The 23666-nt window shown below is 75.9% G+C and carries 13 protein-coding genes; 7 read left to right on the top strand and 6 right to left on the bottom strand.

Going from position 1 to position 23666, the window contains the following annotated elements; all coding sequences use genetic code 11:
- Positions 1 to 380: 380 nt before the first annotated feature.
- On the top strand, positions 381 to 899 hold the full coding sequence (locus ACFV46_RS27590; RefSeq protein ID WP_361936493.1) for a hypothetical protein: 519 nt from the start codon (positions 381 to 383) through the stop codon (positions 897 to 899).
- Positions 900 to 921: 22 nt separating this feature from the next.
- Here the strand turns inward: ACFV46_RS27590 and hemC are convergent, their stop codons facing one another.
- From hemC to ligD, 3 genes are all read right to left on the bottom strand, one after another.
- The gene (gene hemC / locus ACFV46_RS27585) at positions 922 to 1857 is read right to left on the bottom strand and encodes a hydroxymethylbilane synthase (RefSeq protein ID WP_361936495.1); all 936 of its coding nucleotides are present in this window, start codon (positions 1855 to 1857) and stop codon (positions 922 to 924) included.
- 63 nt (positions 1858 to 1920) lie between these two features.
- A complete protein-coding gene (locus tag ACFV46_RS27580) occupies positions 1921 to 2697 on the bottom strand; it encodes an NPP1 family protein (RefSeq protein ID WP_385500190.1) in 777 nt (258 codons plus the stop codon).
- Between the two features lie 134 nt (positions 2698 to 2831).
- Complete coding sequence (gene ligD, locus ACFV46_RS27575; protein WP_385500189.1) at positions 2832 to 3812, bottom strand: non-homologous end-joining DNA ligase; 981 nt, start codon at positions 3810 to 3812, stop codon at positions 2832 to 2834.
- Between the two features lie 197 nt (positions 3813 to 4009).
- On the opposite strand from ligD, the gene ACFV46_RS27570 reads away from it, so the two are divergent.
- The 3 genes from ACFV46_RS27570 to ACFV46_RS27560 all read left to right on the top strand — a co-directional run bounded on the left by ACFV46_RS27570 (position 4010) and on the right by ACFV46_RS27560 (position 5812).
- Entirely contained in the window at positions 4010 to 4684 is a 675-nt protein-coding gene (locus tag ACFV46_RS27570) for a TetR family transcriptional regulator (protein ID WP_361936501.1), read from the top strand.
- Between the two features lie 30 nt (positions 4685 to 4714).
- Positions 4715 to 5248, top strand: a complete 534-nt coding sequence (locus ACFV46_RS27565; protein ID WP_376728083.1) for a MarR family winged helix-turn-helix transcriptional regulator — start codon at positions 4715 to 4717, stop codon at positions 5246 to 5248.
- Between the two features lie 102 nt (positions 5249 to 5350).
- Positions 5351 to 5812 (top strand): peroxiredoxin, encoded by a 462-nt coding sequence (locus tag ACFV46_RS27560; RefSeq protein WP_361936505.1) that lies wholly within the window; start codon positions 5351 to 5353, stop codon positions 5810 to 5812.
- 17 nt (positions 5813 to 5829) lie between these two features.
- On the opposite strand, the gene ACFV46_RS27555 is transcribed toward ACFV46_RS27560, so the two are convergent.
- Positions 5830 to 6435 (bottom strand): DNA polymerase ligase N-terminal domain-containing protein, encoded by a 606-nt coding sequence (locus ACFV46_RS27555; RefSeq protein WP_361936507.1) that lies wholly within the window; start codon positions 6433 to 6435, stop codon positions 5830 to 5832.
- 161 nt (positions 6436 to 6596) lie between these two features.
- On the opposite strand from ACFV46_RS27555, the gene ACFV46_RS27550 reads away from it, so the two are divergent.
- Positions 6597 to 7571 (top strand): TauD/TfdA family dioxygenase, encoded by a 975-nt coding sequence (locus tag ACFV46_RS27550; protein WP_361936509.1) that lies wholly within the window; start codon positions 6597 to 6599, stop codon positions 7569 to 7571.
- Positions 7572 to 7575: 4 nt separating this feature from the next.
- Here the strand turns inward: ACFV46_RS27550 and ACFV46_RS27545 are convergent, their stop codons facing one another.
- A complete protein-coding gene (locus tag ACFV46_RS27545) occupies positions 7576 to 8454 on the bottom strand; it encodes an alpha/beta hydrolase (protein WP_361936535.1) in 879 nt (292 codons plus the stop codon).
- 185 nt (positions 8455 to 8639) lie between these two features.
- Here ACFV46_RS27545 and ACFV46_RS27540 point away from each other — a divergent pair, with 185 nt between their 5' ends.
- On the top strand, positions 8640 to 10583 hold the full coding sequence (locus tag ACFV46_RS27540) for a BTAD domain-containing putative transcriptional regulator (RefSeq protein WP_376728086.1): 1944 nt from the start codon (positions 8640 to 8642) through the stop codon (positions 10581 to 10583).
- 294 nt (positions 10584 to 10877) lie between these two features.
- A complete protein-coding gene (locus ACFV46_RS27535; RefSeq protein ID WP_385500188.1) occupies positions 10878 to 22664 on the top strand; it encodes an amino acid adenylation domain-containing protein in 11787 nt (3928 codons plus the stop codon).
- On the opposite strand, the gene ACFV46_RS27530 is transcribed toward ACFV46_RS27535, so the two are convergent.
- Positions 22612 to 23640: an LLM class flavin-dependent oxidoreductase gene (locus ACFV46_RS27530; protein WP_361936515.1), complete on the bottom strand. Its 1029-nt coding sequence runs from the start codon at positions 23638 to 23640 to the stop codon at positions 22612 to 22614. The two genes, ACFV46_RS27535 and ACFV46_RS27530, sit on opposite strands and share 53 nt — an antisense overlap.
- Between the last annotated feature and the right edge of the window lie 26 nt (positions 23641 to 23666).

The following is a 23666-nucleotide window of genomic DNA, read 5'->3' as shown; positions in this document are numbered from 1 at the left end:
ACACCGTGGGGGGCGCGAACTCGGACCTGAGGAGAATCACCCAGGGGGCTGGTCGGCTCCCACGGACGTGCCTCCTGTCCGAAGCACATAACATCCAGTTCCCGTTCAAACCGAACCTGAAACGCATTTCGTGAATAGGACGACATGTCGCTATCGGGTGACGGAGTGTCCCCAGCGGCCGGCCAGCCCGATGATCTTGGCGGGGAACGTGATGTACGGCACGGTGGTCGACGGGCCCGGCCGGGGCCCGGACCGATTGTTCCTGCCCACGGCATGATCGGTGATCAAGGGGGCGAATGGGCTGGCCACAGCGCATTCCGCTCATTTGACAGTGCACTGAGCACAAAGATAGGAAGCAGGCCCAGGACGAGAGGTGGATTGTGTACGAGCCGAACGTGGTCGGGGACTGGCACGAGTACGACGAGCATGCCGGTCTGCGTGTCCGCGTCCACGGTCTGGAAGCCGCGGAGCCCCCGCGCGGACGCGACGACGCCGCCGAGGGCCTGACGTACTTCCGGCTGCGCGTCACCGTCGAGAACCGCGGTGAGCGGCATCTCGGCATCCACCTGGAGGACGGCCAGATCGACGTCCGGATCGGCCGCGACGGCGAGGCCGCCTTCATCGACTGGCGGAACTCGCAGTTCATCGAGGGTTTCGACGTCTACCCGCTGCGCCGCGTCACCGCCGTCCTGTACGCCGCGGGCACCGAGGACAGCCTGAGCCAGGTCGACGTGCAGATCCAGCTGCGGGTCGAGGAGGAGTGGGCGGACCGCCGGCTGTGGACCGGCGGCCTGGGCCTGCAGGAGCCCGCGGGCCCGCACGCCGGCGCCCTGCGGGACGGCCTCGCGCTCCAGGTCAGCGACTTCCTGCGGGAGCAGGCCGAGGAGGGCACCGCCTGACGCGGCGCCCCCTTCCGCGAGGTCAGTGCGGGATGCCGTCGATGATCTCGCGGGCGCCCTGCCGCAGCAGCGCCACCGCCACCGAGGTGCCCAGCGTCGCCGGGTCCAGCCGGCCGGCCCACTCGTGGGCGTTCAGCCGGGTCTTGCCGTCGGGGGTGAAGACACAGGCCCGCAGGGACAGCTCGCCGCCGCGGTCCACACGCGCGTAGCCCGCGATCGGGCTGTTGCAGTGCCCCTGCAGGACGTGCAGCAGCATGCGCTCCGCGGTCGCCTCCCGGTAGGTGTCCGGGTCGCCGAGGCCGCTGACCGCGTCGATCAGCTCGCTGTCGCCCTCGCGGCACTGCAGGGCGAGGATGCCCGCGCCGATGGGCGGCATCATCGCCTCGGGGGAGAGGACCTCGCTGATCACGTCGGTCCGGCCGATGCGCCCCAGGCCGGCCACCGCCAGCAGCAGGGCGTCGGCGTCCCCGGCCGCCAGCTTCTCCAGCCGCCGGTTGGCGTTGCCGCGGAACGGCACGCACTCCAGGTGCGGGTGCGTGGCCGCCAGCTGGGCGACGCGGCGCACCGAGGACGTGCCGATCCGGGTGCCGGCCGGCAACTCGTCCAGCGTGAGCCCGCCGGGGTGGATCAGCGCGTCGCGGATGTCGTCCCGCTGGAGGAACGCGGCGAACGTGGTCCCCGCGGGCAGCGGCCGGTCGGCCGGGATGTCCTTCAGGCAGTGCACGGCGAGATCCGCCTCGCCGGCCAGCAGGGCGGCGTCCACCTCCTTCGTGAACGCGCCCTTGCCCTCCACCTGGGACAGGTCGCCCAGCCACTTGTCGCCGGTCGTCCGCACGGGCACGACCTCGGTGCGCACACCCGGGTGCAGGGCCGCCAACTCGGCGCGGACACGCTCCACTTGGGCCAGCGCCATGGGCGAGTCACGGGACACGACACGGATCAGTTCAGGCACGGACATGCCGCCACCATAGACCCTTCCGCGCCACCGCCAGGACGCGGTGGCGCGGTTCGGCCGGACGCGTCAGGCGTTCGGGTCGAAGGGGATGCCCGACGGCTTCGCGGTCGCCAGATGGCTCGCGAAGCTCCCGTCCTTCAGCCCGAAGTGGGCGCTGCCGAAGTCGTGCGCGACCAGCTTGTCGCGCACGCCCGGCGGGTAGCCGTTCCAGCCGACCAGCGGCGGATACTGCCAGGTCCCCTTGTGGTTCTCCGGCGGTTCGTCGTTCGCGCTCGCCACGCGGAAGCAGTGCGTGCTGATGCCGTCCTTGTGGTAGACGACCTTGGCGTGCGTGCCCTCGAAACGCACCGCGGACGCCGCGTGGACGGTGAACGAGCCGTGGTTGGACGTCGAGACGTACCGCACGGCGTCGCCCTGCACCCAGACCACGACGTGCTCCCAGTCGTGCCGGTGCCCTCCGAGGCTGACGCCCGGCAGCGCCTGGTCCTTCTCGAAGTACAGGCCGTACAGATAGGCGCACCAGCCGTTGTTGCACTTGTAGCGGCTGTAGGCGTTGGTGTTGTCCAGGTCCGAGGCGTCCCGGCAGTTGCCGTTGAGCGCGCCCGTCGGGTTGAGGCCGCCGTTGACGGTGCCGTCCGGGCCGATGGCGGCGGACGAGTAGCAGCCGTCGGTGTCGTAGTCGAAGGCGGGCTGGTACGTCCGCTCGGCCGCCTCGGCGTTGCCGGGCAGCGCCGGGGGAGGGGCGGCCCAGGCCACCGCGGGGAAGGCGACGACGAGCGCGGCGGCACCGGCCAGACCGGTGAGCCATCTCCTGCGGTGCGTTCGGAACGTCTGTGACGACACTGCGTCTCCTCGGGGTCCGGCGCAGCCCAACGGCTGTGGGGGGAAAGGCAGTTCAGCATCCCCGGTTTTCCCGCGCGCGCCAAGGGCCCCGTCTGCCACGGACGGTGGGAGGGGTGCAGCGAACGGCGGTGCCGTCAGCGGGCGTTCGGCAGGTACGCCGACGACTCCTCCGGAGTCAGGTCCGGTCGCAGCCGCAGCCAGGACGGCTGGCGCAGCATCCCCGACCTCGTACGGACGCTGTACCGGACCTCGCCGACCAGCCGGGGAGCCACCCAGCGGGCGTCCGCCACCCGCGGCACCGGGTCGAACGGGCACTCGTCCGTGGCGGCGGCCCGCAGCAGCCCGGCCAGCTCGGCGCGCTCGGCCTCGCTCCAGCCGGTGCCCACACCGCCGACGTAGCGCAGGGTCCGCGCGGCCGTGTACTGGCCGACCAGCAGGGCGCCGGGCAGCCCGGTGAGCCGCCCCTTGCCGGGCAGCCAGCCGCCCACGACGACGTCCTCGCTGAGCATGTTGCGGATCTTGATCCAGGAGCGGGACCGCACGCCGGACTCGTACGGCGAGTCCAGCCGTTTGCACACCAGCCCCTCCAGGCCGTGCGCGCGCGTGGCCTCAAGCGCCTCGGCGCCGTGTCCCACCAGTGCCGACGGCGTCGACCAGGACGGCCCGTCGAGCCCCAGCTCCTCCAGCCGCCCGCGCCGCCGGGAGTACGGCAGGTCCAGCAGGGAGCGGCCGCCCAGGTGCATCACGTCGAACAGCACGAGGTGGACGGGGGTGCGGGCGGCCATGCGGGCCGCCTTCGCCGGGGCGTGCGCCAGCCCCATCCGGGACTGCAGCAGCTGGAAGTCGGCGCGCCCCTCGTCGTCGAGCGCCAGGATCTCCCCGTCGAGCACGGCGGGCCGGCCGGCCAGCGCCTCGCCCAGCGGCCGCAGTTCGGGGTAGGCGGCCGTGATGTCGTCGCCGGAGCGGGCGCGCAGCAGCAGACCGCCGTCGCCCTCCGCGTAGAGCACCGCCCGCTGGCCGTCCTGCTTCGTCTCGTACGCCCAGCGCGCGTCCTGCGCGGCGGGCGGCAGCTTGCCGGGCGTCGCGAGCATCGGCGGGATCAGGGGCAGGCTCACGGGTCAGTACTCGACGGTGCCGCCCGCGCTCACGCGCCCTCGCCGCCCTTTTCCCCTGATCGGAGGGGGTGGCCGCGGCCACCGGGTTCACCGGGGTCCGTGTCCACGACCTAGATTGGGGGGAGAGAGCGAACCGTGGTGGCGTCGAGGGGCCGGCCGCCGGCGGGTGGCGGGACGGCCCCGTGCGATGGGTGATCATGGCAGGCAGGACGCTGCGCGAGGAACAGGCCGGCGCGACCCGGGAACTCCTTCTGGCCGCGGCCGAGCGGCTCTTCGCCGAGCGCGGTGTGCACGCGGTGTCCAACCGGCAGGTCGGCGAGGCGGCGGGACAGGGCAACAACACCGCCGTCGGCTACCACTTCGGCACCAAGACCGATCTGGTCCGCGCCATCGTCCGCCGGCACGCCGGGCGCATCGAGGAGATCCGCGCCCGGCTGGTCGCCGGCGTCACGGACCCCGGCGACTTGCGCGGCTGGGTGGACTGCCTGGTCCGGCCGGTCCCGGAGCACCTGGCGGCGCTCGGCGGGCCGACCTGGTACGCGCGGTTCTGCGCCCAGGTCCTGGCCGACCCGGCGCTGCACCGGATCCTGGTGGACGAGGCGCTCACCTCCCCCTCGCTGCGGACGATCATCGAAGGGCTCGACCGGTGCCTGCCCGGCCTGCCGCCCGAGGTGCGCGCCGAGCGCGACCAGATGGTCCGGCATCTGATCGTCCAGGTGGCGGCGGAACGCGAACGCGCCCTCGCCGAGCACACCCCGACACCCCGAGCGACCTGGAACGATGCCGCCACCGGCCTCGCCGACGCCGTCGTCGGCATGTGGCGGGCGCCCGTCACCGGGCCGGCCTCCGCAGGGGGACCGCGAAAAGGTTGAGTTACGCAATGAGATGGTAAAGTGTTCCCCATGTCGACGCCGCCGCTCCCTCGACCCTCCGCCGCCCCAGCGAGCCCGGAGGTGGCCGAGATCGAGCGGGCGCTGTCCCGCATCACCTACCTGAGCACGCGCGCCCGGCAGCACGAGCGGCTCATGGCGCTCGCCGGTGTCCCCCTGGACCGGGCCGCCGTCGCGCTGCTGCGGCAGATCGCCGAGACGGAGCCCCTGCGCCCCGGGGAGCTGGCCCACCGGCTCGGCGTCGAGGCCTCCCACGTCACCCGCACCGCCCAGCAGCTGGAGCGGTCCGGGTACGTCACCCGCGTCCCCGACCCCAAGGACCGCAGGGCCCAGCGGATCGAACTCACCGAGACCGGCCGGGAGGCCGTCGCCCGCGTCCGGGAGGCCGGGGCGCGCGGCATGCAGGTCGCGCTGGCCGACTGGACGCCGGCCGAGCTGGGCCGGCTGGCCACGCTCTTCCACCGCATGGTCGACGACTTCCTCGCCCACTCCGCCGACGAGGACACCGAGGCCCCCGCGGCGGTCCCCGGCGGCCGCAAGGGCTGACGGACACGTCCGACTTCCCGCCCCGGTAGGGGCGCAGGCGCCGCGTCCGCCCGGACTACCGTCCGGTAGCATCCGGCGGCAGGCCAGCCGAGGAGGAACCGCATGAGCGCGCGCGTCGAGGTCGGGGACAAGGTCGAGGACTTCGCGCTGCCGGACGAGACCGGCACCGTACGGCACCTCACCGAGCTGCTCGCCGACGGTCCGGTCGTGCTGTTCTTCTACCCCGGCGCCCTCACCGCCGGCTGCACCGCCGAGGCCTGCCACTTCCGTGACCTGGCCGCCGAGTTCGCCGCCGTGGGCGCCCGGCCCGTCGGCGTCAGCGGCGACGCCGTCGAACGGCAGCAGGAGTTCGCCACCCGCCACACCCTGGGCATGCCGCTGCTGTCCGACGCCGACGGCGCGATCCGCGAGCGGTTCGGTGTGACCCGGGGCTTCTCGCTCGCCCCGACCAAGCGGGTCACCTTCGTCATCGGACAGGACCGCACCGTCCTGGAGGTCGTCCGCAGCGAACTGCGGATGAACACCCACGCCGACAAGGCCCTCGCCGCACTACGCCGCGCCTGACGGCGGAATCGGCACCGTCAGTCCGTGCCGCCGTCCGCGGCGACCTGGGCGAGGGTGCGGCCGCTGCGGACCGACCGCGCCCGGTACGGGTCCGGTGTGCCGTGCCCGTGCGCGCCCCGGCCCGCCCTGACCAGCAGCCACGCCTCCCGGTCGTCCGGCCCGCGCCGGAGCCGGGTGAGGGCGAACTCGCCCCGCAGCTTGGAGCCGTGCAGCCGGAACCTGGCGTGACCGCGCTCCAGCGACTCGGCGAAGTCGACGGGCCGTCCCGCGCGGTCGTGGCTGAGCGGTTCGTACGTCCCGCCGTCCCAGACGATCACCGTGCCACCGCCGTACTCGCCCTTCGGGATCACGCCCTCGAAGTCCTCGTACTCCAGCGGATGGTCCTCCGTCGGCAGCGCGAGCCGCTTGTCCCTGGGGTCACCGGACGGTCCCTTCGGCACCGACCACGACCGCAGCACGTCCCCCACCTGCAGCCGGAAGTCGAAGTGCAGCGAACGGGCGTCGTGGATCTGCACCACGAAGCGCGGTGCCCGCCCCTCGGACGCCCCGCGTCCGCGCGGTTCCCGCGTCCGGTCGAAGTCGCGCTTGCCGCGGTACTCCCGCAGCCGGTCCCTCTCGGCCACGCCGGCCTCCTTCCCGAACGGCCCGGGTACCCCGCGACGGCGCCCGTGACTCGCCGAGGCCCTGTCGCCAGGGACGCCGGACGCTGCCACGATCATCCCGACGGCCCGCCGCCACCGGACCGGGCCGGGCAGGGACGACGGACGACCGACGGAGTGTGCTGATGACCAGGGAGCAGGCCACCACCGACGACGGCACGCGCGCCACGGCGATCGAGGTGAAGCCGGTCGCCGGGCACATCGGGGCGGAGATCACCGGCGTCGACCTCGCCGGTGAGCCGGACGACGGCCAGGTCGCCGCGATCCGGGCCGCGATGCTGCGCTGGAAGGTCGTCTTCTTCCGGGACCAGCGGCTCGACCACGCCGCCCACGTGGCGCTCGCACGCCGCTTCGGGGAGCCCGTCGTCCTGCGGCGGCGCGGCAGCGCCTCACCCGAGGGGTTCCCCGAGATCGAGACGACCGCCGACCGGCTGGAACTCGGCGGCCGCTTCGGCATGGAGCACGACGAATGGCTGCGGCGCCGCCGCCACCATCTGCTGCGCGGCTGGCACTGCGACCACGGCGCCCGCGTCGACCCGCCCGCCGCGACCATCCTGCGCGCCGAGACCGTGCCCCCGTACGGCGGCGACACCACCTGGGCCAACCTGGCCGCCGCCTACGCCGGGCTCTCCGAGCCCGTCCGGCGGTTCGTGGACGGGCTGCGGGCCGAGCACCGGCTCGGCGTCGGCTACCAGCCGCGTCCCGGCGACGACGCCTACGTCCGGCACCTCCTGGACCATCAGGTCGCCTCCCTGCACCCCCTGGTGCGGGTGCACCCGGAGACGGGGGAGCGGGTGCTGTACGTCAACGGCTACTACGTGGAGCAGATCGACGGCCTCTCGCGCGCCGAGAGCGGCGCCGTCCTCCAGATGCTGCTGGAGCAGGCCGTACGGCCCGAGTACACGGTCCGCTTCCGATGGGAGCCCGGCAGCGTCGCCTTCTGGGACAACCGGGCCACCATCCACCTCGCGCCCGGCGACACCGCCCACCTCGACGCGCCCCGCATCATGCACCGGGTGATGCTCGCCGGCGACGTGCCGGTGGGCGTGGACGGCGCACCGTCGCGGCCCCTCACCGGCACGGCACCGGGCCGCTGGTGAGCGCTCAGCGCCCGAGCAGGTCCCGCAGCGCCTTCACCACCTCCCCCGGCGCCTCCTCGGCCATGAAGTGACCGCAGGTCACGGTCGTGTGGCGCAGATCCGGGGCCCAGGCCCGCCACAGCGCGGCCGCGTCGAAGCCCAGGGCCGCGCCCCAGTCCTGCTGCAGGACGGCGACCGGCATCCGCAGGGTGCGGCCCGCGTCCCGGTCGGCCCGGTCGTGGGTGACGTCGATGCCCGCCGAGGCGCGGTAGTCCGCCACGATCGAGGGCACCGCGGCCCGGCAGGCCGCAAGATAGGCGGCCCGCACGTCGTCCGGGATCGCCTCGGCGTCGGCGGTCCACAGGTCGAGGAAGTGCCCGAAGAAGGCGTCAGGGTCCGCGCCGATCATGCGCTCCGGGAGGCCGGGCGGCTGCGCCATCAGATACAGGTGGAAACCGACGGCGGCGCCGACGCCGTGCATCACGTCCCACATGTCCAGCGTCGGCAGCACGTCCAGGCACGCCAGACGTGTCACCGCCTCCGGGTGGTCCAGCGCGGCACGGAACGCCACCAGCGCGCCCCGGTCGTGCCCGGCCAGCGCGAAGCGGTCGTGCCCGAGCCGGCGGGCCAGCTCGACCACGTCCGCGCCCATGGTCCGCTTGGCGTAGACGGAGCCGTCGGTCTCCGCCGGCTTGTCGCTGGCGCCGTAGCCCCGCAGGTCCGGGCAGATCACCGTGTGGTCGGCCGCCAGATCGGCGGCCACGTGCCGCCACATCAGATGCGTCTGCGGGAAGCCGTGCAGCAGCACGACGGCGGGGCCGGAACCGCCCACGGCGGCGTGCAGCGCCACACCGTCGGCCACGGGCACACGGTGCCGGTCGAAGCCGGGGATGGCGGGAGTCATGGCAGTCATGGCCTCGCTCCTTCCAGGAGCGTCGGGGAAAGGGGGTACGCACCGATCCTCGGGGCCGTGGATGAGCAGGCGATGAGCACGCCCGCCCCGCCCCCGGCCGGCCGCGCACTATCGTGGAAACCGCCGCGGACCAGCCGTTTCCGCCGGCGGCCGGCGACCCGCGACGAAGGAGGGCCATGACGGACGTGGGTCCTCGCTTCGGGGTGCTCGGGCCGGTGACGGCCTGGGACGCGGACGGCGGCACGATCGCTCTGAAAGGCCCCCGGCACCGCTCGGTGCTGGCCCGCCTCATCGTCGCCCGCGGCCGGGTCGTCCCCGTCTCCCGACTCGTCGACGACCTCTGGACGGACCCGCCGGACGACGCCGTCGGCGCCCTGCGCACCTTCGTCGCCGCCCTGCGCCGCGCCCTCGAACCCGAGCGCCCGCCCCGCACCCCGGCCCGGCTCCTCGTCACCGACGGCCCCGGCTACGCCCTGCGGGTCCCCGCCCACTCCGTCGACGCCCGGTCCTTCGAACAGGACGTCTCCGACGCCGCGACACTGCCCGCGCAGGAGGCGGCCGTACGCCTGGACGAGGCGCTCGGCCGGTGGCGCGGCCCCGCCTACGCCGGGTTCGCCGACGAGCCGTGGGCCCGCGCCGAGGCCGACCGGCTGACCGAACTGCGCCGGCACGCCCTGGAACTGCGCGCCGAGTCCCTGCTGGCGCTCGGCCAGGCCGACCGGGCGGCGGCGGACCTGCGCGCGCACACCGCCGCACATCCGTGGCGGGAGAACGCCTGGCGGCTGCTCGCGCTCGCCCTGTACCGCACCGGCCGGCAGGCCGACGCGCTGGACGTCCTGCGCAGGGCCCGAACCCTCCTCGCCGACGAACTCGGCGTCGATCCCGGGCCCGCCCTGCGCTCCCTGGAGGCCGACATCCTCCGCCAGTCCCCGCACCTCGGCCGCTCCGGCACCCCCGCCGCCCGCGTCTGGGAACAGGTCGCCGCCGCCTACGACCGCGCCGTCGCCCCCGACGCCCGGGCCCGCCTCGACTCCACCGCCGGTCTGCTGCGCACCCTCGCGCTGACCGGCGGCACCGGCCTGCCCGCCGCCCGCGCCCTGCGCCTCGACACCCTCACCGCCGCCGAGGAACTCGGCGACCCCGAACTCACCGCCCGGATCATCGGCGCCTACGACGTCCCGGCGATCTGGACCCGCCTCGACGACCCGGACCGCGCCCGGCACGTCGTCGCGGCCGCCGAACGCACGCTCGCCGCGCTCCCCGAGGACGGCCACGACGCCGACCGGGCCCGGCTGCTCGCCACCGTCGCCCTGGAGTCCCGCGGCACCCGCGACCCGCGCGGCCCCGAGGCCGCCCGCCGGGCCGAGGACCTCGCCCGCCGGCTGGACGACCCGGCCGTCCTCGCCTTCGCCCTCAACGCCGTGTTCATGCAGAGCTTCGGCCGCACCGGACTGGCACCCCGCCGGGACGCCATCGGCGCGGAACTCGTCACCCTGTCCGCCCGGCACGGCCTGTCCTCCTTCGAGATCCTCGGCCACCTCGTCCGCCTCCAGGCCCGCTGCGCCCTCGGCGACTTCACCGCAGCCGACCGGCACGCGGCCGCCGCCGGCGCCCTGGCGGAACGTCACGAACGCCCGCTCGTGGCCGTGTTCACCGGCTGGTACGCCGCCCTGCGGCTCGACGCCGCCGAGCACGCGCCGCCCGCCGAGGCGGAGGCCGCCTACCGGGACGCGGCGGCCCTCCTCGACGGCGCCGGCATGCCGGGCCTCGCCCACGGACTGCTCCCGCTCGCGCTGCTGTGCCTGCGGCTGCGGCACGGCCTGCCCCTGGACACGGGCGACGACCCGGATCGGGGCCCCCACGCCCCGTGGGCGCTGCCCCTGCTCCTGCTCGACCAGGGCCGCCGGGCCGACGCCCTCGACGCCCTCCACGCCACACCCGAACCGCCGCCCGACCTCCTCCAGGAGGCCCTGTGGTGCCTCACCGCCCGCGCGGCCAAGGCCCTCGGAGACGAACCGGCACTGACCCGGGCCCGCACGGCCCTCGCCCCGGCCGCCGGCGAACTCGCCGGAGCGGGCAGCGGCCTGCTCACCCTGGGCCCGGTTCGAGACATCCTCTAAGGGCTGTCCCGTAATCCCCGGCGGGCGCGCGACGCCGGCTACGGCACCTCGCAGCGTTGTCGGAACGTCCGCATACATCCAGTATGCGGACGTCCCTCCGCCTTGCGATGCACCGCATCCGACGCCGCGCGCTGATCCACCGCGGATTACGGGACAGCCCTTAGATCCGAGCCGACCGCATCCGGCCGATGAACCGTTCGACGCGGCCGGCCGTCGTACAGGGCAGTGATCGACGACGCCGTCGCGGTACGCGCGGTGCACTCCCCGGAGCCCCGGGGACGAGGAAGGACGCACATGCCGGCTGCCGGACGCCGTACCCCCGACACGCTCCTCGACGTGCTGCTGCACGCCGCCGAGGACGCCCCCGGGCAGGAGATCGTCCACGTCCGGGGCGACGGATCCGAACACGTCGTCACCCACGCCGCCCTGCGCGACGACGCCCTGCGGGTCGCCGGGGGCCTGCGCGCGGCCGGAGTGGCGCCCGGCACCCCGGTGCCGCTCCTCGCGGACTCCGGCGACGACTTCCAGCCCCTGTTCTGGGGCGCGCTCGCCGCCGGACTCGTCCCCGTGCCGCTCGCCCCCGAGACCCGCAGGCTGGCCCCGGTGTGGAACCTCCTGGGCAGGCCCCCGGTGATGGTGGACGACCGCACCGAAGGGCTGCTCGCCGAACTGCCCGGTCCCGTACGCCCCTTGCGGCTCGCGGAGCTGCGCGCGGGCGACCCGCTCCGGGAACCCGTCCACCGCGCCCCCGGCGACCTCGCGTTCCTCCAGTTCTCCTCCGGAAGCACCGGCGCCCCCAAGGGCGTCGAGCTGACCCACGCGGCCGTCCTGGCCAACCTGCGGCAGATCCGCGCGTCCATGGCCATCACGCGGGACGACGTGCTGCTCACCTGGATGCCGTACTTCCACGACATGGGCCTGATCGGCACCCACCTCGTCCCGCTGGCGGCCGGACTCAAGCAGGTGCGGCTGGAACCCCTCGCCTTCGCCAGACACCCGGTGCGCTGGCTGGAGACGGCCGCCCGGCACCGGGCGACCCTGCTGTCCGCCGCGAACTTCGCGCTCGCGCTGTGCCTGCGCCGCGTCCCGGACGCCGCCTGGGCCGGGCTGGACCTCAGCCACGTACGGCTCATGCTCGTCGGCGCCGAACCGATCGCGCCGCGCGTGTGGCGGGAGTTCGCCGGGCGGGCCGGCCGGGCGGGCCTGGACGCCACGGCCCTGCTGCCCGTGTACGGACTGGCCGAGGCCACCCTCGCCGTGACCGTGCCCCCGCTGGGCGAGACCGCCGTACCGCTGCGGCTGGACCGGCGGGCGCTGAGCGCCGGGCGGGCCGTCCCCGGCGAGGACGACGCCGTGGAACTCATGGACGTGGGCGGGCCCGTGCCCGGTTGCGAGGTCCGCATCACCGACGGCACCGGCGAGACGGTGGACGCGGGCCGGGTCGGGCACATCGAGGTGCGCGGTCCCCAGGTGGCACGCGGCTACCACCGCGACCCCGAGGCGAGTGCGGCCGCGTTCGCCGGAGGCTGGCTGCGCACCGGCGACCTCGGCTTCCTCCACGAGGGGCGGCTGTGCGTCACCGGGCGACACAAGGACGTCGTCTTCGCCGGCGGGCGCACCTTCCACGCGGCCGACGTGGAGGAGACCGCCGCCGCCACCCCGGGGCTGCCGGAGGGCACGGTCGCCGTCGTCGGCTCCACCGACCCCGGTACCGGGCACGACCGGGTCGTCGTGTGCGTGCAGTGGGCGCGGGCCACGCCGGCCACCGCCCGGCCGGTGCTGGACGCGGTGGCGGCCCGGGTACGCCGGGCACTCGGCCACGACGACGTCCGGGTCCTGCCGCTGCCTCCCGGGGCGTTCCCCCGGACGACCAGCGGCAAGCTGCGGCGGGCCCTGATGCGCGAACGGTTCGAGGCCGGGGCGTACGCGAAGGCCGAGGAGCGGTTCGCGCCCGCGCGCGCCGCGAGCCCGCGCGAGGAGACCGGGGAGAGCGGCGGACGGCCCGGAGCGGTGCCGCCGTCGCGGCGGGAGGCCGAGGAGACGGTCCGGGGGATCTGGGCGCGGGTGCTGGGCCTCACGCCCGGGCACATCGGGCCGCAGGACGACTTCTTCGCCCTCGGCGGTTCCTCGGTGAAGGCGATGGAGGTGCTGGCGGCGCTCGAGGAGGCGTTCCGCGTGCCGCTGGAACCCCGGGTCGTGCGCGACCACGACACGGTGGCCGCGCTGGCCGGTCACCTCCTCTCCCTGACGGGGGATGCTGTGCCCGACCGTCCCGAGGGCCCGTCCCCGGCGCCGGGCGGCGGGCCGGTCGCGGTGCTGGGCATGGCCTGCCGGTTCCCCGGCGCCGAGACACCCGAGGACTTCTGGGAGCTGCTGGTCTCCGGCCGGGACACCGTCACCGCCGTCCCGGCCGGCCGCTGGGACGAACGGACGCCGTCCACCGGCCGGTTCGGCTCCTTCCTGCCCGGCCCGGCGGACTTCGACGCGGACTTCTTCGGCATGGACGACGCCGAGGCCCGCGCCACCGACCCGCAGGCCCGCGTCTTCCTGGAACTCGCCCACGAGGCCCTGGAACGCGCCGGATACGCGGGAGCGCGCCGCGCGGGCCGCAGGGTCGGCGTGTTCGCCGCCGTCGGCGACAGCGGCTACCGGGAGGTGCTCGCCCAGGCGGCCGGAGGCGACCTCGCCGGGCACCCCGGCGCGCTCACCGGCAACCTGCCCCATCTGATCGCGGCCCGCCTCTCCCAGGTCCTCGACCTCGACGGGCCCGCCCTGGCCGTGGACACCGCCTGCTCCTCGGCGCTCGTGGCGCTCCACCTGGCCCGCCGCAGCCTGCTCACCGGCGAATGCGACGTCGCCGTGGTCGGCGGAGTGCACCTCGCCCTCACCGCCACCGGCCACCGGCTGCTCGCCGACGCGGGCGCGCTGTCCCCGACGGGTGTCAGCCGGCCCTTCGGCGCCGCCGCCGACGGCCTCGTGCCCGGCGAGGGCGGCGCGGCCCTCGTGCTCGCCCGGCACGACGACGCCGTCCGCCACGGCGATCACGTCCTCGCCCTGGTGCGCGGGACCGCCGTCAACAACGACGGCCGGTCCCTGAGCCTGCTCGCGCCCAACCCGCGCACCCAGCGCGAGGTCGTCGACCGCGCGTACGCCGAGTGCGGCGTCGACCCCGGCACCGTGTCGTACGTCGAGGCCCACGGCACCGGCACCCCGATCGGCGACCCGGTCGAGGCGCAGTCGCTCGGGCAGGCCTTCCCGCCGCGCGCCGACGGGCTCCCGCGCCTGCTCGGCTCGGCCAAGGCGACCGTCGGGCACCTCCTGAACGCCGCCGGTATGCCGAGCCTGGTGAAGACGGTCCTGGCGCTCCGGCACCGCACCCTCCCGCCCTCCCCGAACTGCACACCGCCCGCGCCCTCCCTGGAACGCCTGGCCCCCGGATTCCAGCTCGTCGACGCCGTACGGCCCTGGCGGGCGCCCGGCCCGCTGGTCGCGGGCGTCAACGCGTTCGGGTTCGGCGGCACCAACGCGCACGCCGTCCTGGAGGAGGCGCCCGCACGGGCGGACGAGACACCCCCGGCCCCTCGCGGCCCGCACCTGCTCACGCTCTCGGCCTGCGGTGCCGACGCCCTGCGGGCCGCCGCAGGTGATCTCGCCGCCCATCTCCGCGCCCACCCCGGGCTGTCGGAGGCCGACGTGTGCGCGGCCGCCGGCACGGCCCGCGACGACGGACCCCACCGTCTCGCCCTCGCCGTCGACGGCGACCTGGCGGACCGGCTGGAGGCCGCCCGCACCGAGGACTTCGCCCTCGCCCGGCCCTCCCGCCCCCGGACGGTCCTCCTGCTGCCCGGTCAGGGCGCCCAGCGCCCCGGCTCCGGGCGGGCCCTCTACGAGGCGGCACCCGCGTTCCGGGAGACCCTGGACGAGGCGTCCGCGCTCGTCGGGCCGGTGCGGGGGCGCTCGCTCGCCGACTGGTGCCTGGACCCGGACGCGGACCCCGGCGATCTGGCCGGGACCGAGGTCGCCCAGCCGCTGCTCGTCACCTACGGGGTGGGTCTCGCCCGGCAGTTGGAGCGGTGGGGGCTGCGCCCCGACGCGGTCGCCGGGCACAGCGTCGGGGAGATCGCGGCCGCCTGTGCCGCCGGTTCCCTCACCCTCGCCGAGGCCGTCGGCTTCGCCGCCGAACGCGGACGGCTCGTCGCGGAGAAGGCCCGCCCCGGTGCCATGGCGGCCGTCCGGGGCGACGAGGACACCGTCGCCGCCCTCGTCGCCGCGTCCGGCGGCTCCCTCGCCGTCGCCGCCGTCAACGGGCCCGGCCAGGTGGTGATCTCCGGAAGCGCCGCCGCCGTCGACCAGGCCCTGGCGGAGCTGGCCGGACGCGGGGTCGCCGCGCGTCGGCTCCGCGTCTCGCACGCGTTCCACTCCCCGCTGCTGGAACCGGTCCTCGCGCCGCTCCAGGACGCGGCACGCTCGTTGACGGCCGCACCGGCGCGGGTGCCGATGCTGAGCACCGTCACCGCCGAGTGGGGACCCGACCTGACGCCCGCGTACTGGCAGCGGCACGCCGTCGCCCCCGTACGGTTCGGGGCGGCCGTGGAACGGCTGCTGCGGGACGGCTACGACACCTTCCTCGAACTCGGGCCGGGCGACACGCTGGGCGGTGCCGTCCGCGCCACCGCCGCTCGGTACGCGTCCGAGGCCACGGTGCTGACGCCCGCCCAGGGCGACGCCCGGGCGCTGCTGGAGGTCGTCGGCCGGCTGTGGGCACGCGGAGTCACCCTGCGCCGCCCGCTCTCGCACCGCGCGACCGGGCGGGCCCGGGCTCAGGTGCCGACGTACCCGTACCGGCGCCGCCGCCACTGGCCGGGGGAGTCCGGCACCGACGCCGTGGTCCGGCGCCTCGACTGGGCCGGCGCCCCGCTCGTCCCGGGTGAGCGGCCCAGTGCCGTCCGGCTCGTCGGGGCGGACCGGGAGCTGGGCCGGGCCCTCGCCGAGCGGCTCGCGGCCGCCGGGGTGGCCGTGGGGGACGACGGCCCGGCTCCGGACACCGTGGTGTGGCTGACGGGCGACGCGCGGGACGCGGACACGGCCGTCGAGGACACCCTGGCAGCGCTGCGCCGCGTCCTGGACCTGCTGTCCACGGGCCCGTCACGCCTGCTCGTCGTCACGGAGGACGCCTACGCCACCGGCGCCCCGGGGGAGACGCCGGTCCCGGCGCGGGCGCTCGCACACGGGCTGGCGCTGGCCGTCCCGCAGGAACACCGGGGCGTGTCGGCACGGGGCGTGGACCTGTCCGGCGCCGACCCCCTGGCCGCCCGGGTCGACGCCCTGGAACGGGAGGTGGGCGCGGCCCACGGGCCCGGCGCCGAGCCGGCGGTCGCGTGGCGCTCGGGGCGCCGCCTCGGCCGTGCGCAGACCGTCCCGCCGGAGAACCGGGCGCCGGTCCGGGCCCTGCCGCCCGGCGGCACCCACCTGATCACCGGGGGAGCGGGCGGACTCGGCTCCGCGCTGGCCCGCGACCTGGCGGCCGGGGGCGCCCGCGCACTCGTCCTCGCCGGGCGCTCGACGGCACCCGAGGCGCTGCTGGCGGAACTGCGGGCCCTCGGCACCCGGGCCGTCCACCACGCCACCGACATCGGCGACCCGGCCTCCGTGGACGCCCTCGTCGCCGCGCTGCCACCGCTGGACGGGGTGTTCCACGCCGCCGGTACCGTCCGCCCCGGCACCCTGCGCTCCAAGCCGGACGACGAGATCCGGCAGGCACTCGCCGCCAAGGTGCGCGGCACGGTCCTGCTCGCCGACGCGCTGCGCCGCCACGGCCAGGACCCGTCCGTGCGGGTGCTGTTCTCCTCGGTCGCCTCGGTGCTGCCGGGCCTCGCGGGCGCGCTCGGCGACTACGCGGCGGCCAACGCCTTCCTCGACGCCTTCGCCGCCGCCGAACACAGGGCGGGACGCCCCTGGCAGGCCGTCTGCTTCGGCCCCGTGGGCGACGCGGGGACGGCCGCCGGCACCGCGTCCGGAACACGGCTGCGGGAGCTGGGACTGACGCCGATGACCGCGCGGCAGGCGATCGCCGCGCTGCGGACCGCCGTCGGGACCGGCGCCCCGCATCTGCTCGTGGCACCCGAACGGATCGCACCGCCGGCACTCGAGGCGCCGTCCACGCCCCCCTCCGCCCCGGCCCCGGCCCCGGACGACACCACCGGCCTGATCCGCCGTCTCCTGGCCGAAGCCCTGCACCGCGACCCCCGTGACATCGGCGACGACGATCCCTTCCTCGGCCTCGGGCTGGACTCGCTCACCGCCGTGGACCTCGCGCGCCGGCTGGAGGGCGAACTCGGCCGGCCGCTGCCCGCCACCCTGCTCTTCGAGCACCGGACCGTCGGTGAACTGACGGCCCACCTGCGGACCGCGGTCGCCGAGGACCACCCGCCCGCGCCCCTCACCGCCCGGCGGCACCCCGGCGACGACGGGCCGATCCCGCTGACCCCGCTGCAACGCGCCTTCCTGACCACCGAGGCCCTGTTCGAGGGCGTCACCGCCTACGGCTACGTACGGCAGACCGTGCGCGGCCCCCTCGACGCCGAGACCCTCGGCCGGGCGTTGTCCCGACTCGCCGCCCGGCATCCCATGCTGCGCATGCGCGTCACCGCGGCCGTGCCCCCGTCGCAGTACACGGCGCCCGCCGGCCCCGCCGACCGCCCGCCCCGCTGGTACGAGGTGCGCGACACCGACGACGTCGACCGTGTCCTGCCGGACCTCGAAAGGGCCCTGTGCGACCGGCCGTTCGACCTGACCGCCGAGGACCCGGTGCGTGCCGTCCTCGTCCGCGACCGCCGCGACCCCCGGCCGGCGCATCTGCTGCTGGTCGTCCACCACGCCGCCGCCGACGGCTACAGCCTCAAGGTGCTGTGCGAGGACCTGTGGGAGCTCTACACCGCCCTCACGGACGCCGCATCCACCGAGGAACCGGCCCCGGCGCAGGCCGGGTTCGGCGCGTACGCCGCCCTGCTCGCCGCCGACCGCGACACGCCCGCCTTCGACCGCGACCTGCGCTACTGGCGGGAGCGGATCGCCGCGCACGAACCGGCCGACCCCGCCACGGCACTGCCGTACGACGGCGATCCGCAGGCCGTGCCGGCACCGCCGTACGTGCACCACCGGGCGACCGCCGACGCGGCGCTCAGCTCCGCGCTGCGCGAGCTGGCCGCCCGGCACGAGGTGTCGCTCTTCCATGTGCTCCTCGCCGTCCACGTCCGCTGCCTGGCCCGCTGGAGCGGACGGCCGGCGGTCGCGGTGAACGTGGCGCGCTCCCGTCGGGAGACGGCCCTGCCCGGCATCGGACGACTGGTGGGTCCGCTCGCCGACACCCTCCCCGTGTTCGTACGGGTCGACCCCGCCGAGAGCGTGCCCGAACTGGCCGTGCGGCTGCGGCACATCTGGCGGGAGGCGGAGGCGCACGGCACGCCGGGCAGCCCCGACCTCGCCGCGTCGCTGCCCACCGCCGGGCCGGCTCCGCGCACGGTGGCGCCCGCCGGGTTCAGCTTCGCCCGCTTCCCCGTGCGTCACGGCCACGGCCGGCCCGTGACCGTGACACCGACGGCGGCGGCCACCGCCTCCGCCGCCACCCGGCTCGGCCTGCTGTGCTGGGAGGCGGACGCGGCCCTGCACTTCTCCTGGAACCACCCCGCGCACCTGTTCCGCGGCGAGACCACCGCGCGCCTGGCGGAGGAGTACCTGGCGGAACTGCGGGCCGCCGCCGGTGACACCCACGCTCCGGCCGCCGAGGGGGTCACCGCCCGGCTCCTCGCCCGGTTCCGGGCGACGCCGGACGCCGTGGCGATCGACACCGGCGGGACCACGCTCACCTACGCCGCCCTGGACACGGCCTCCGCAGCCCTCGCGGCCCGGCTGCGCGCGCGGGGCGTGGGCCCCGGCGACCTGGTCGGCCTCCTCGTCGAACAGGGCCCGGACGTCGTGACCGGCATCGTGGGCATCCTGCGCGCGGGCGCCGGCTGGGTGCCGCTGGACCCCGAGCACCCGGCGGCACGCCGGCGCGAGCACCTGCTGCGGACCGGCGTCACCACCGTGGTCTGCCACGCCGCGACCCGCGAGGCCGTCGCCGAACTCGACGGCGTGGGGGCGGTGTTCGCCGACGGGCCCGGCACCGACGCCCCGCCGGACCCCGGCCCGGACCGGCACGCCGGTCCCGACGCCGTCGCCTACGTGATCCTCACCTCGGGCTCCACCGGCCGCCCCAAGGCCGTCCCGATCACCCACCGGTCGATGCTCGCCTACCTCGACTGGGCGCTGTCCACCTTCGGCTACGGGCCCGGGGACCGCCTCCTGCAGACGGCGTCCGTCTGCTTCGACGCCTCGGTACGGCAGGTGCTGGCACCGCTGCTGGCCGGGGCCACCGTCCATACCCTCACCCGCGACGTGCTCCGCGACCCCGACGCCCTCCTGGACCGGGTCGTGAACGACCGGATCACGGTGTGGAGTTCGGTGCCCACCCTGTGGGAACGGCTGCTCACCACCGCCGAGGTCCGGGCCGGGCGGGACGGGACACCCCCCGACCTGTCCGCGCTGCGCTGGGTGCACGTCGGCGGCGAGGCCCTGCCCGCCGCACAGGTGCGCCGCTGGTTCGACCTGCTCGACGCGTGCGGCGGCGCACCGGGCCACCGGATCGCCAACCTGTACGGGCCCACCGAGGCCACCATCAACGCCACCTGCCACATCCTCGACGCCCGCCCGTCCGACGACCTGCGCCACGTCCCCATCGGCCGCCCGGTCGCCGGCACCCTCGTGGCCGTCGTCACGCCGGGCCTGCGCCCCTGCCCACCCGGCGAGGCGGGCGAACTCCTGATCTCCGGAACCGGCCTGACGCCCGGTTACCTCGGCGAACCCGAGCTCACCGCGGCGGCGTTCGTCGAGCGCGACGGGCGGCGCTGGTACCGCAGCGGCGACCGGGTCCGGCGTACCCCGGACGGCGTCCTCGCGTTCCTCGGCCGGCTGGACGACCAGGTGAAGGTCCACGGGCACCGGGTCGAGCCCGGCGAGATCGAGGCCGTCCTGCTGTCCCACCCCGACATCGCCCGCGCCGCCGTCCTGCCCGCACAGGGACGCCTGGTCGCCCACCTCGAACCCCGGCCCGGCGCCCCGGTCCCGGACACCCGTGCCGTGCGGGCGTTCCTGTCCCGCACCCTGCCTTCGTACATGCTGCCCGGACGGGTCCACGGCGTCACCGCGATGCCCCTCACCGGCACCGGCAAGGTCGACCGCGAGCGGCTGGCCCGCGAGGCGGGCACCCCGCGCCCGACCGTCGTGCCGGCGCCGCGTCCCGCGCCGCCCACCGCGCCGCCGCCCGCCACCCCGACCGAGCGCACTCTCGCGCGGATCTGGGCGGCGCTGCTGGACGCGCCCGGCGTCACGGCCGACGACGACTTCTTCGAGCTGGGCGGCGACTCCATCATGGTGCTGGAGCTGTTCGCCCGGATGCGTGCCGAACTCCCCGCCGTGCCACGGCCGACGGTCCTCTACACCCACCGCACCCTGCGCGCGCTCGCGAAGGCCGTGGACGCCGCCGAACCGGCGCCGGAGGCCGCCCCGCCCGCCGTCGGGACCGGCCCGTACCCCCTCACGCCGTCCCAGCGGGGCTTCCTCCTCGCCGACACCCTCGACCCCGCCGCAGGCTCCGCCTGGCTCGCCCGGTTCCGGCTCACCGGCCGTCTGCGCCCCGACCTGTTCCAGCGGGCCGTCGACGTACTGGTGGCCCGGCACCCCATGCTGCGCACGGTGTTCCCGGCCGGAGCCCGGCCGCCCGTGCAGCAGGAACTCCCTGACTCCCTGCGGCTGCCCGTCCTGCGGGAGACCGTCCACCCCGGCCTCCTGGAGGAACGGATCGCCGAGGAGGGGCGGCGCCGACTCGAGCCCTGGGCCTGGCCGTTGCTCCGGGCGGCCCTGTTCAGCACGGCACCCGACGAGCACGTCCTCCTCGTGCACGCCCACCACCTCATCGGCGACGGCTACAGCGCCGCCCTGCTCGCCGGGGAACTCCTCACCGTGTACGACCGCCTCGACCGGGGCCTGCCCCCCGGCCTGCCCCCGCTGGAGAGCACCTTCCGCGACCATGTCGTCCGGTCCGTCGCGCGGCCCCGCCCCTCCGGCCCCCAAGCGGAGGCGTACCGGGCCCGGCTGAACGCCCCTTACACCGCACCCGTGTTGCGTCCCTCCGGCGCCGAGGGAGCCGGAGGGTTCCACACCACCGCTTTCACGGTCGACGCGACCACCACGCGGCGGCTGCGCCGGCTGGCCCGTTCGGCGCGCGGCACCCTCCACGCCCCGCTGCTCACCGCCTACCATCGGGCGCTCACCGACCTCACCGGACAGTCCGATCTGGTGATCGGTCTCGCCGTCACCGGACGCGAGGACTCCACCGCGGACGCGCACCGGGTGTTCGGGCCCTTCGCGCAGGCCGTCGCGGTGCGTCCGGAGCCGCCCGCCGACCCCGGCCGGCGGCCCGCCTTCGCCGACGACCTGCGCCGGATCGCCGCCGAGACGGAACTCGCCCGCGCCGAGGGCCCCACCGGCCCCGACACCGCCACCGGGCTGCCCCGGCACGCCCAGTTCTTCTTCACCTTCCTCGACTTCACCTCGCTGGGCGCGCCGCCCGGCGGCACGCTGTCCCTGAGCGCCGACGAGTCCGACACCCTCCTCGCCCCACCCCCGCCCGGCACCGACGTGTTCCTGGCCGTACGCCCGCTGCCCGACGCGCAGGGGTTGCGGGTCACCGTCCGCGCCTCGGCGGCGGCGCTCACGGCCGGCCGGGCCGCAGAGCTGGCCGAACGGATCCACGAGGAGCTGCGGGCCGACACCCACCGCACCCGCCGGGGCCCGGCGCTGGACGCGGCCCTCGTCGGCTGTCTGCCCGCGCCCGGGCACCTCGCCGCCCTCGCCGGACTGCCGCCCGGCACGCCGAGCCCCGGCCGTGAGGAGATCCGCGGCCTGCTCTTCCCGGACGGCCGTCCCCGGCTGCTGGAGCGCACCGGCACCCCGCTGGGCCTGTCCGGCTTCGTCGCCCTGCCGCTGTTCGCCGACGAACTCGCCACCGCCGGGGACCTCGCGGCCCGCACCGCGCGAGCCGTCGAGCACGCGGCCGCGCTCGGCGCCCGCTGTGTCTCGCTGGCCGGGACGATCCCGTCCCTCACCGGCTACGGCTTCGACGTGCTGCGCGAGGCCCGGACGGACACGGCGATCACCACGGGGCACGCCACCACGACCGTCGCCGTCGTGAAGACCGTGCACGCCGCCCTCGACGCCACCGGGGGCCGGCTCGACCGGCTGTCCCTCGCCGTCGTCGGCTGCGGTTCGATCGGCACCTCCGCCCTGCGGCTGCTGCTCGCACGGTCACCCCACCCGCCGGCCGACCTCGTGCTGTGCGACCTGCCCGGCAGCGGGCCGCGGCTCGAACGGCTGGCGGCGGAGCTGGCGGCCACGCACCCCGGCCTGCCCGTGCGGATCGTGGAGTCGGGCCCCGCGCTGCCCGACGAGGTCTACGCGAGCGAGCTGATCGTGACCGCCGTCAGCGGCGCGTCGGCGCTCGTGGACGTCGGCCGGCTGCGTCCCGGCACGATCCTGGTCGACGACTCCTTCCCGCACTGCTTCGACACCGCGCGGGCGCTGGAGCGTATGAGGGTGCGGCGCGATGTGCTGGTCGTCGGCGGTGGCCTGCTGGACGCCGGCGCCACCCGGCCCCGGCTCGCCGAGGACCTCCCGGAGTTGGCCGCCGCCGGCTTCGCCGGGCGTTCCGGCATTCCGGGCACTCTGGCCTCCTGCCGGCTGGAGTCGCTGCTCCACGCCCACCGCACGACACGGCCGGACCCGGTGATCGGCGACCTGCCGCTGACGCACGGCCTGGTCGACCTGTCCCGCGCCCTCGCCCACTGGGACGCCGTCGAGGCGGCCGGGGTGGCGGCCGCCCCGCTGCATCTGCTCGACCAGGAGATCACCGCCCCGGAGGTCACCGCCCCGTTCAGGGCGCCGGACGCCCCAGCGCCGGACCGAGCCGGGTCGCGATGTCCGTGAGGATCTGCACATAGTCGTCGTGCCCGAACGTGAACGGAAGCGCGAACGCCACCTCGTCCACCTCGCGGAACGCCGCGTGGGCGTGGAGGCGTTCGGCGATCTCCTCGGAGGTGCCGAGCAGGTCCGGTGCGAACAGCAGCCGCGCGGGGCCCTGCGGGGCGGTCGTGCGGGGGGTGCGCTCGGCGACGTACTTCTCGTACCGGGCGATCTGCCCGGGTGTCGCCGAGTCGGTCGGGATGACGACGAGGCCCTGGGAGACGCGGGCGCGCTCCCCGTCGGGGTGGCGCTCCCGGAACGCGCGGATGTGGGACAGCTGGATCCGCGCGAAGTCGGGAGCGCCCTCCTGCCCGTCCTCGGCCTTCACCACACTGCTGGTCAGCAGGTTCATCCCGTGCTCACCCGCCCAGCGCGCCGACCGCAGGCTGCCGCCGCCGTACCACAGGCGGCCGCCCAGGCCCGGGGCATGCGGCTGCACCCGGTCGGAGAACACCTCGAACTCCTCCGTACCGCTGAAGTCCGTGACGCGCTCACCGCGTACGAAGTCCAGCAGCCGCCGGACCCGCTCGTAGCCGAAGTCCTCGGCGTCGGCGGTGTCCGGGTACAGGGCCTCCTTCACCCGGTCGTAGTGCGTCGGCGGGCCCACGCTCACCCCGGGGTTGAGCCGCCCGCCGGACAGCAGGTCGACGGTGGCGAGGTCCTCGGCGAGGCGCAGCGGGTTCTCCCAGCCGAGCGGGATCACCGCGGTGCCCAGCTCGATCCGGCGGGTGCGCTGCGAGGCGGCGGCCAGGACGGCGACGGGGGAGGAGATGCCGTATTGGAGATGCCGGTGGCGGACCCACGCGCTGTCGAAACCGAGCCGCTCGCCCAGCTCGATGAGTTCCAGGGTGGACTCGTGGCCGCGGGCCGGGTCCGCCCCGTCGAACAGTCCGATGGTGAGGAAGCCCAGCTTGCGCAAGGGGCGGGAGATGGGTGCCACAGGCCCTCCGTCGTCCGATGACCGGG

Source organism: Streptomyces sp. NPDC059852, assembly GCF_042731455.1.
Lineage (GTDB): Bacteria > Actinomycetota > Actinomycetes > Streptomycetales > Streptomycetaceae > Streptomyces.
The sequence above is the reverse complement of the archived record's forward strand: the minus strand, read 5'-3'. Positions and strand labels throughout refer to the sequence as shown.

What these genes read in the sequence shown, in the direction of transcription:
- ACFV46_RS27535 (WP_385500188.1), top strand. Translation starts at nt 10,878, where the DNA reads ATGCCGGCTGCCGGACGCCGTACCCCCGACACGCTCCTCGACGTGCTG.
- ACFV46_RS27550 (WP_361936509.1), top strand. Translation starts at nt 6,597, where the DNA reads ATGACCAGGGAGCAGGCCACCACCGACGACGGCACGCGCGCCACGGCG.
- ACFV46_RS27565 (WP_376728083.1), top strand. Translation starts at nt 4,715, where the DNA reads ATGTCGACGCCGCCGCTCCCTCGACCCTCCGCCGCCCCAGCGAGCCCG.
- ACFV46_RS27545 (WP_361936535.1), bottom strand. Translation starts at nt 8,454, where the DNA reads ATGACTCCCGCCATCCCCGGCTTCGACCGGCACCGTGTGCCCGTGGCC.
- ACFV46_RS27560 (WP_361936505.1), top strand. Translation starts at nt 5,351, where the DNA reads ATGAGCGCGCGCGTCGAGGTCGGGGACAAGGTCGAGGACTTCGCGCTG.
- ACFV46_RS27570 (WP_361936501.1), top strand. Translation starts at nt 4,010, where the DNA reads ATGGCAGGCAGGACGCTGCGCGAGGAACAGGCCGGCGCGACCCGGGAA.
- ACFV46_RS27540 (WP_376728086.1), top strand. Translation starts at nt 8,640, where the DNA reads ATGACGGACGTGGGTCCTCGCTTCGGGGTGCTCGGGCCGGTGACGGCC.
- hemC (WP_361936495.1), bottom strand. Translation starts at nt 1,857, where the DNA reads ATGTCCGTGCCTGAACTGATCCGTGTCGTGTCCCGTGACTCGCCCATG.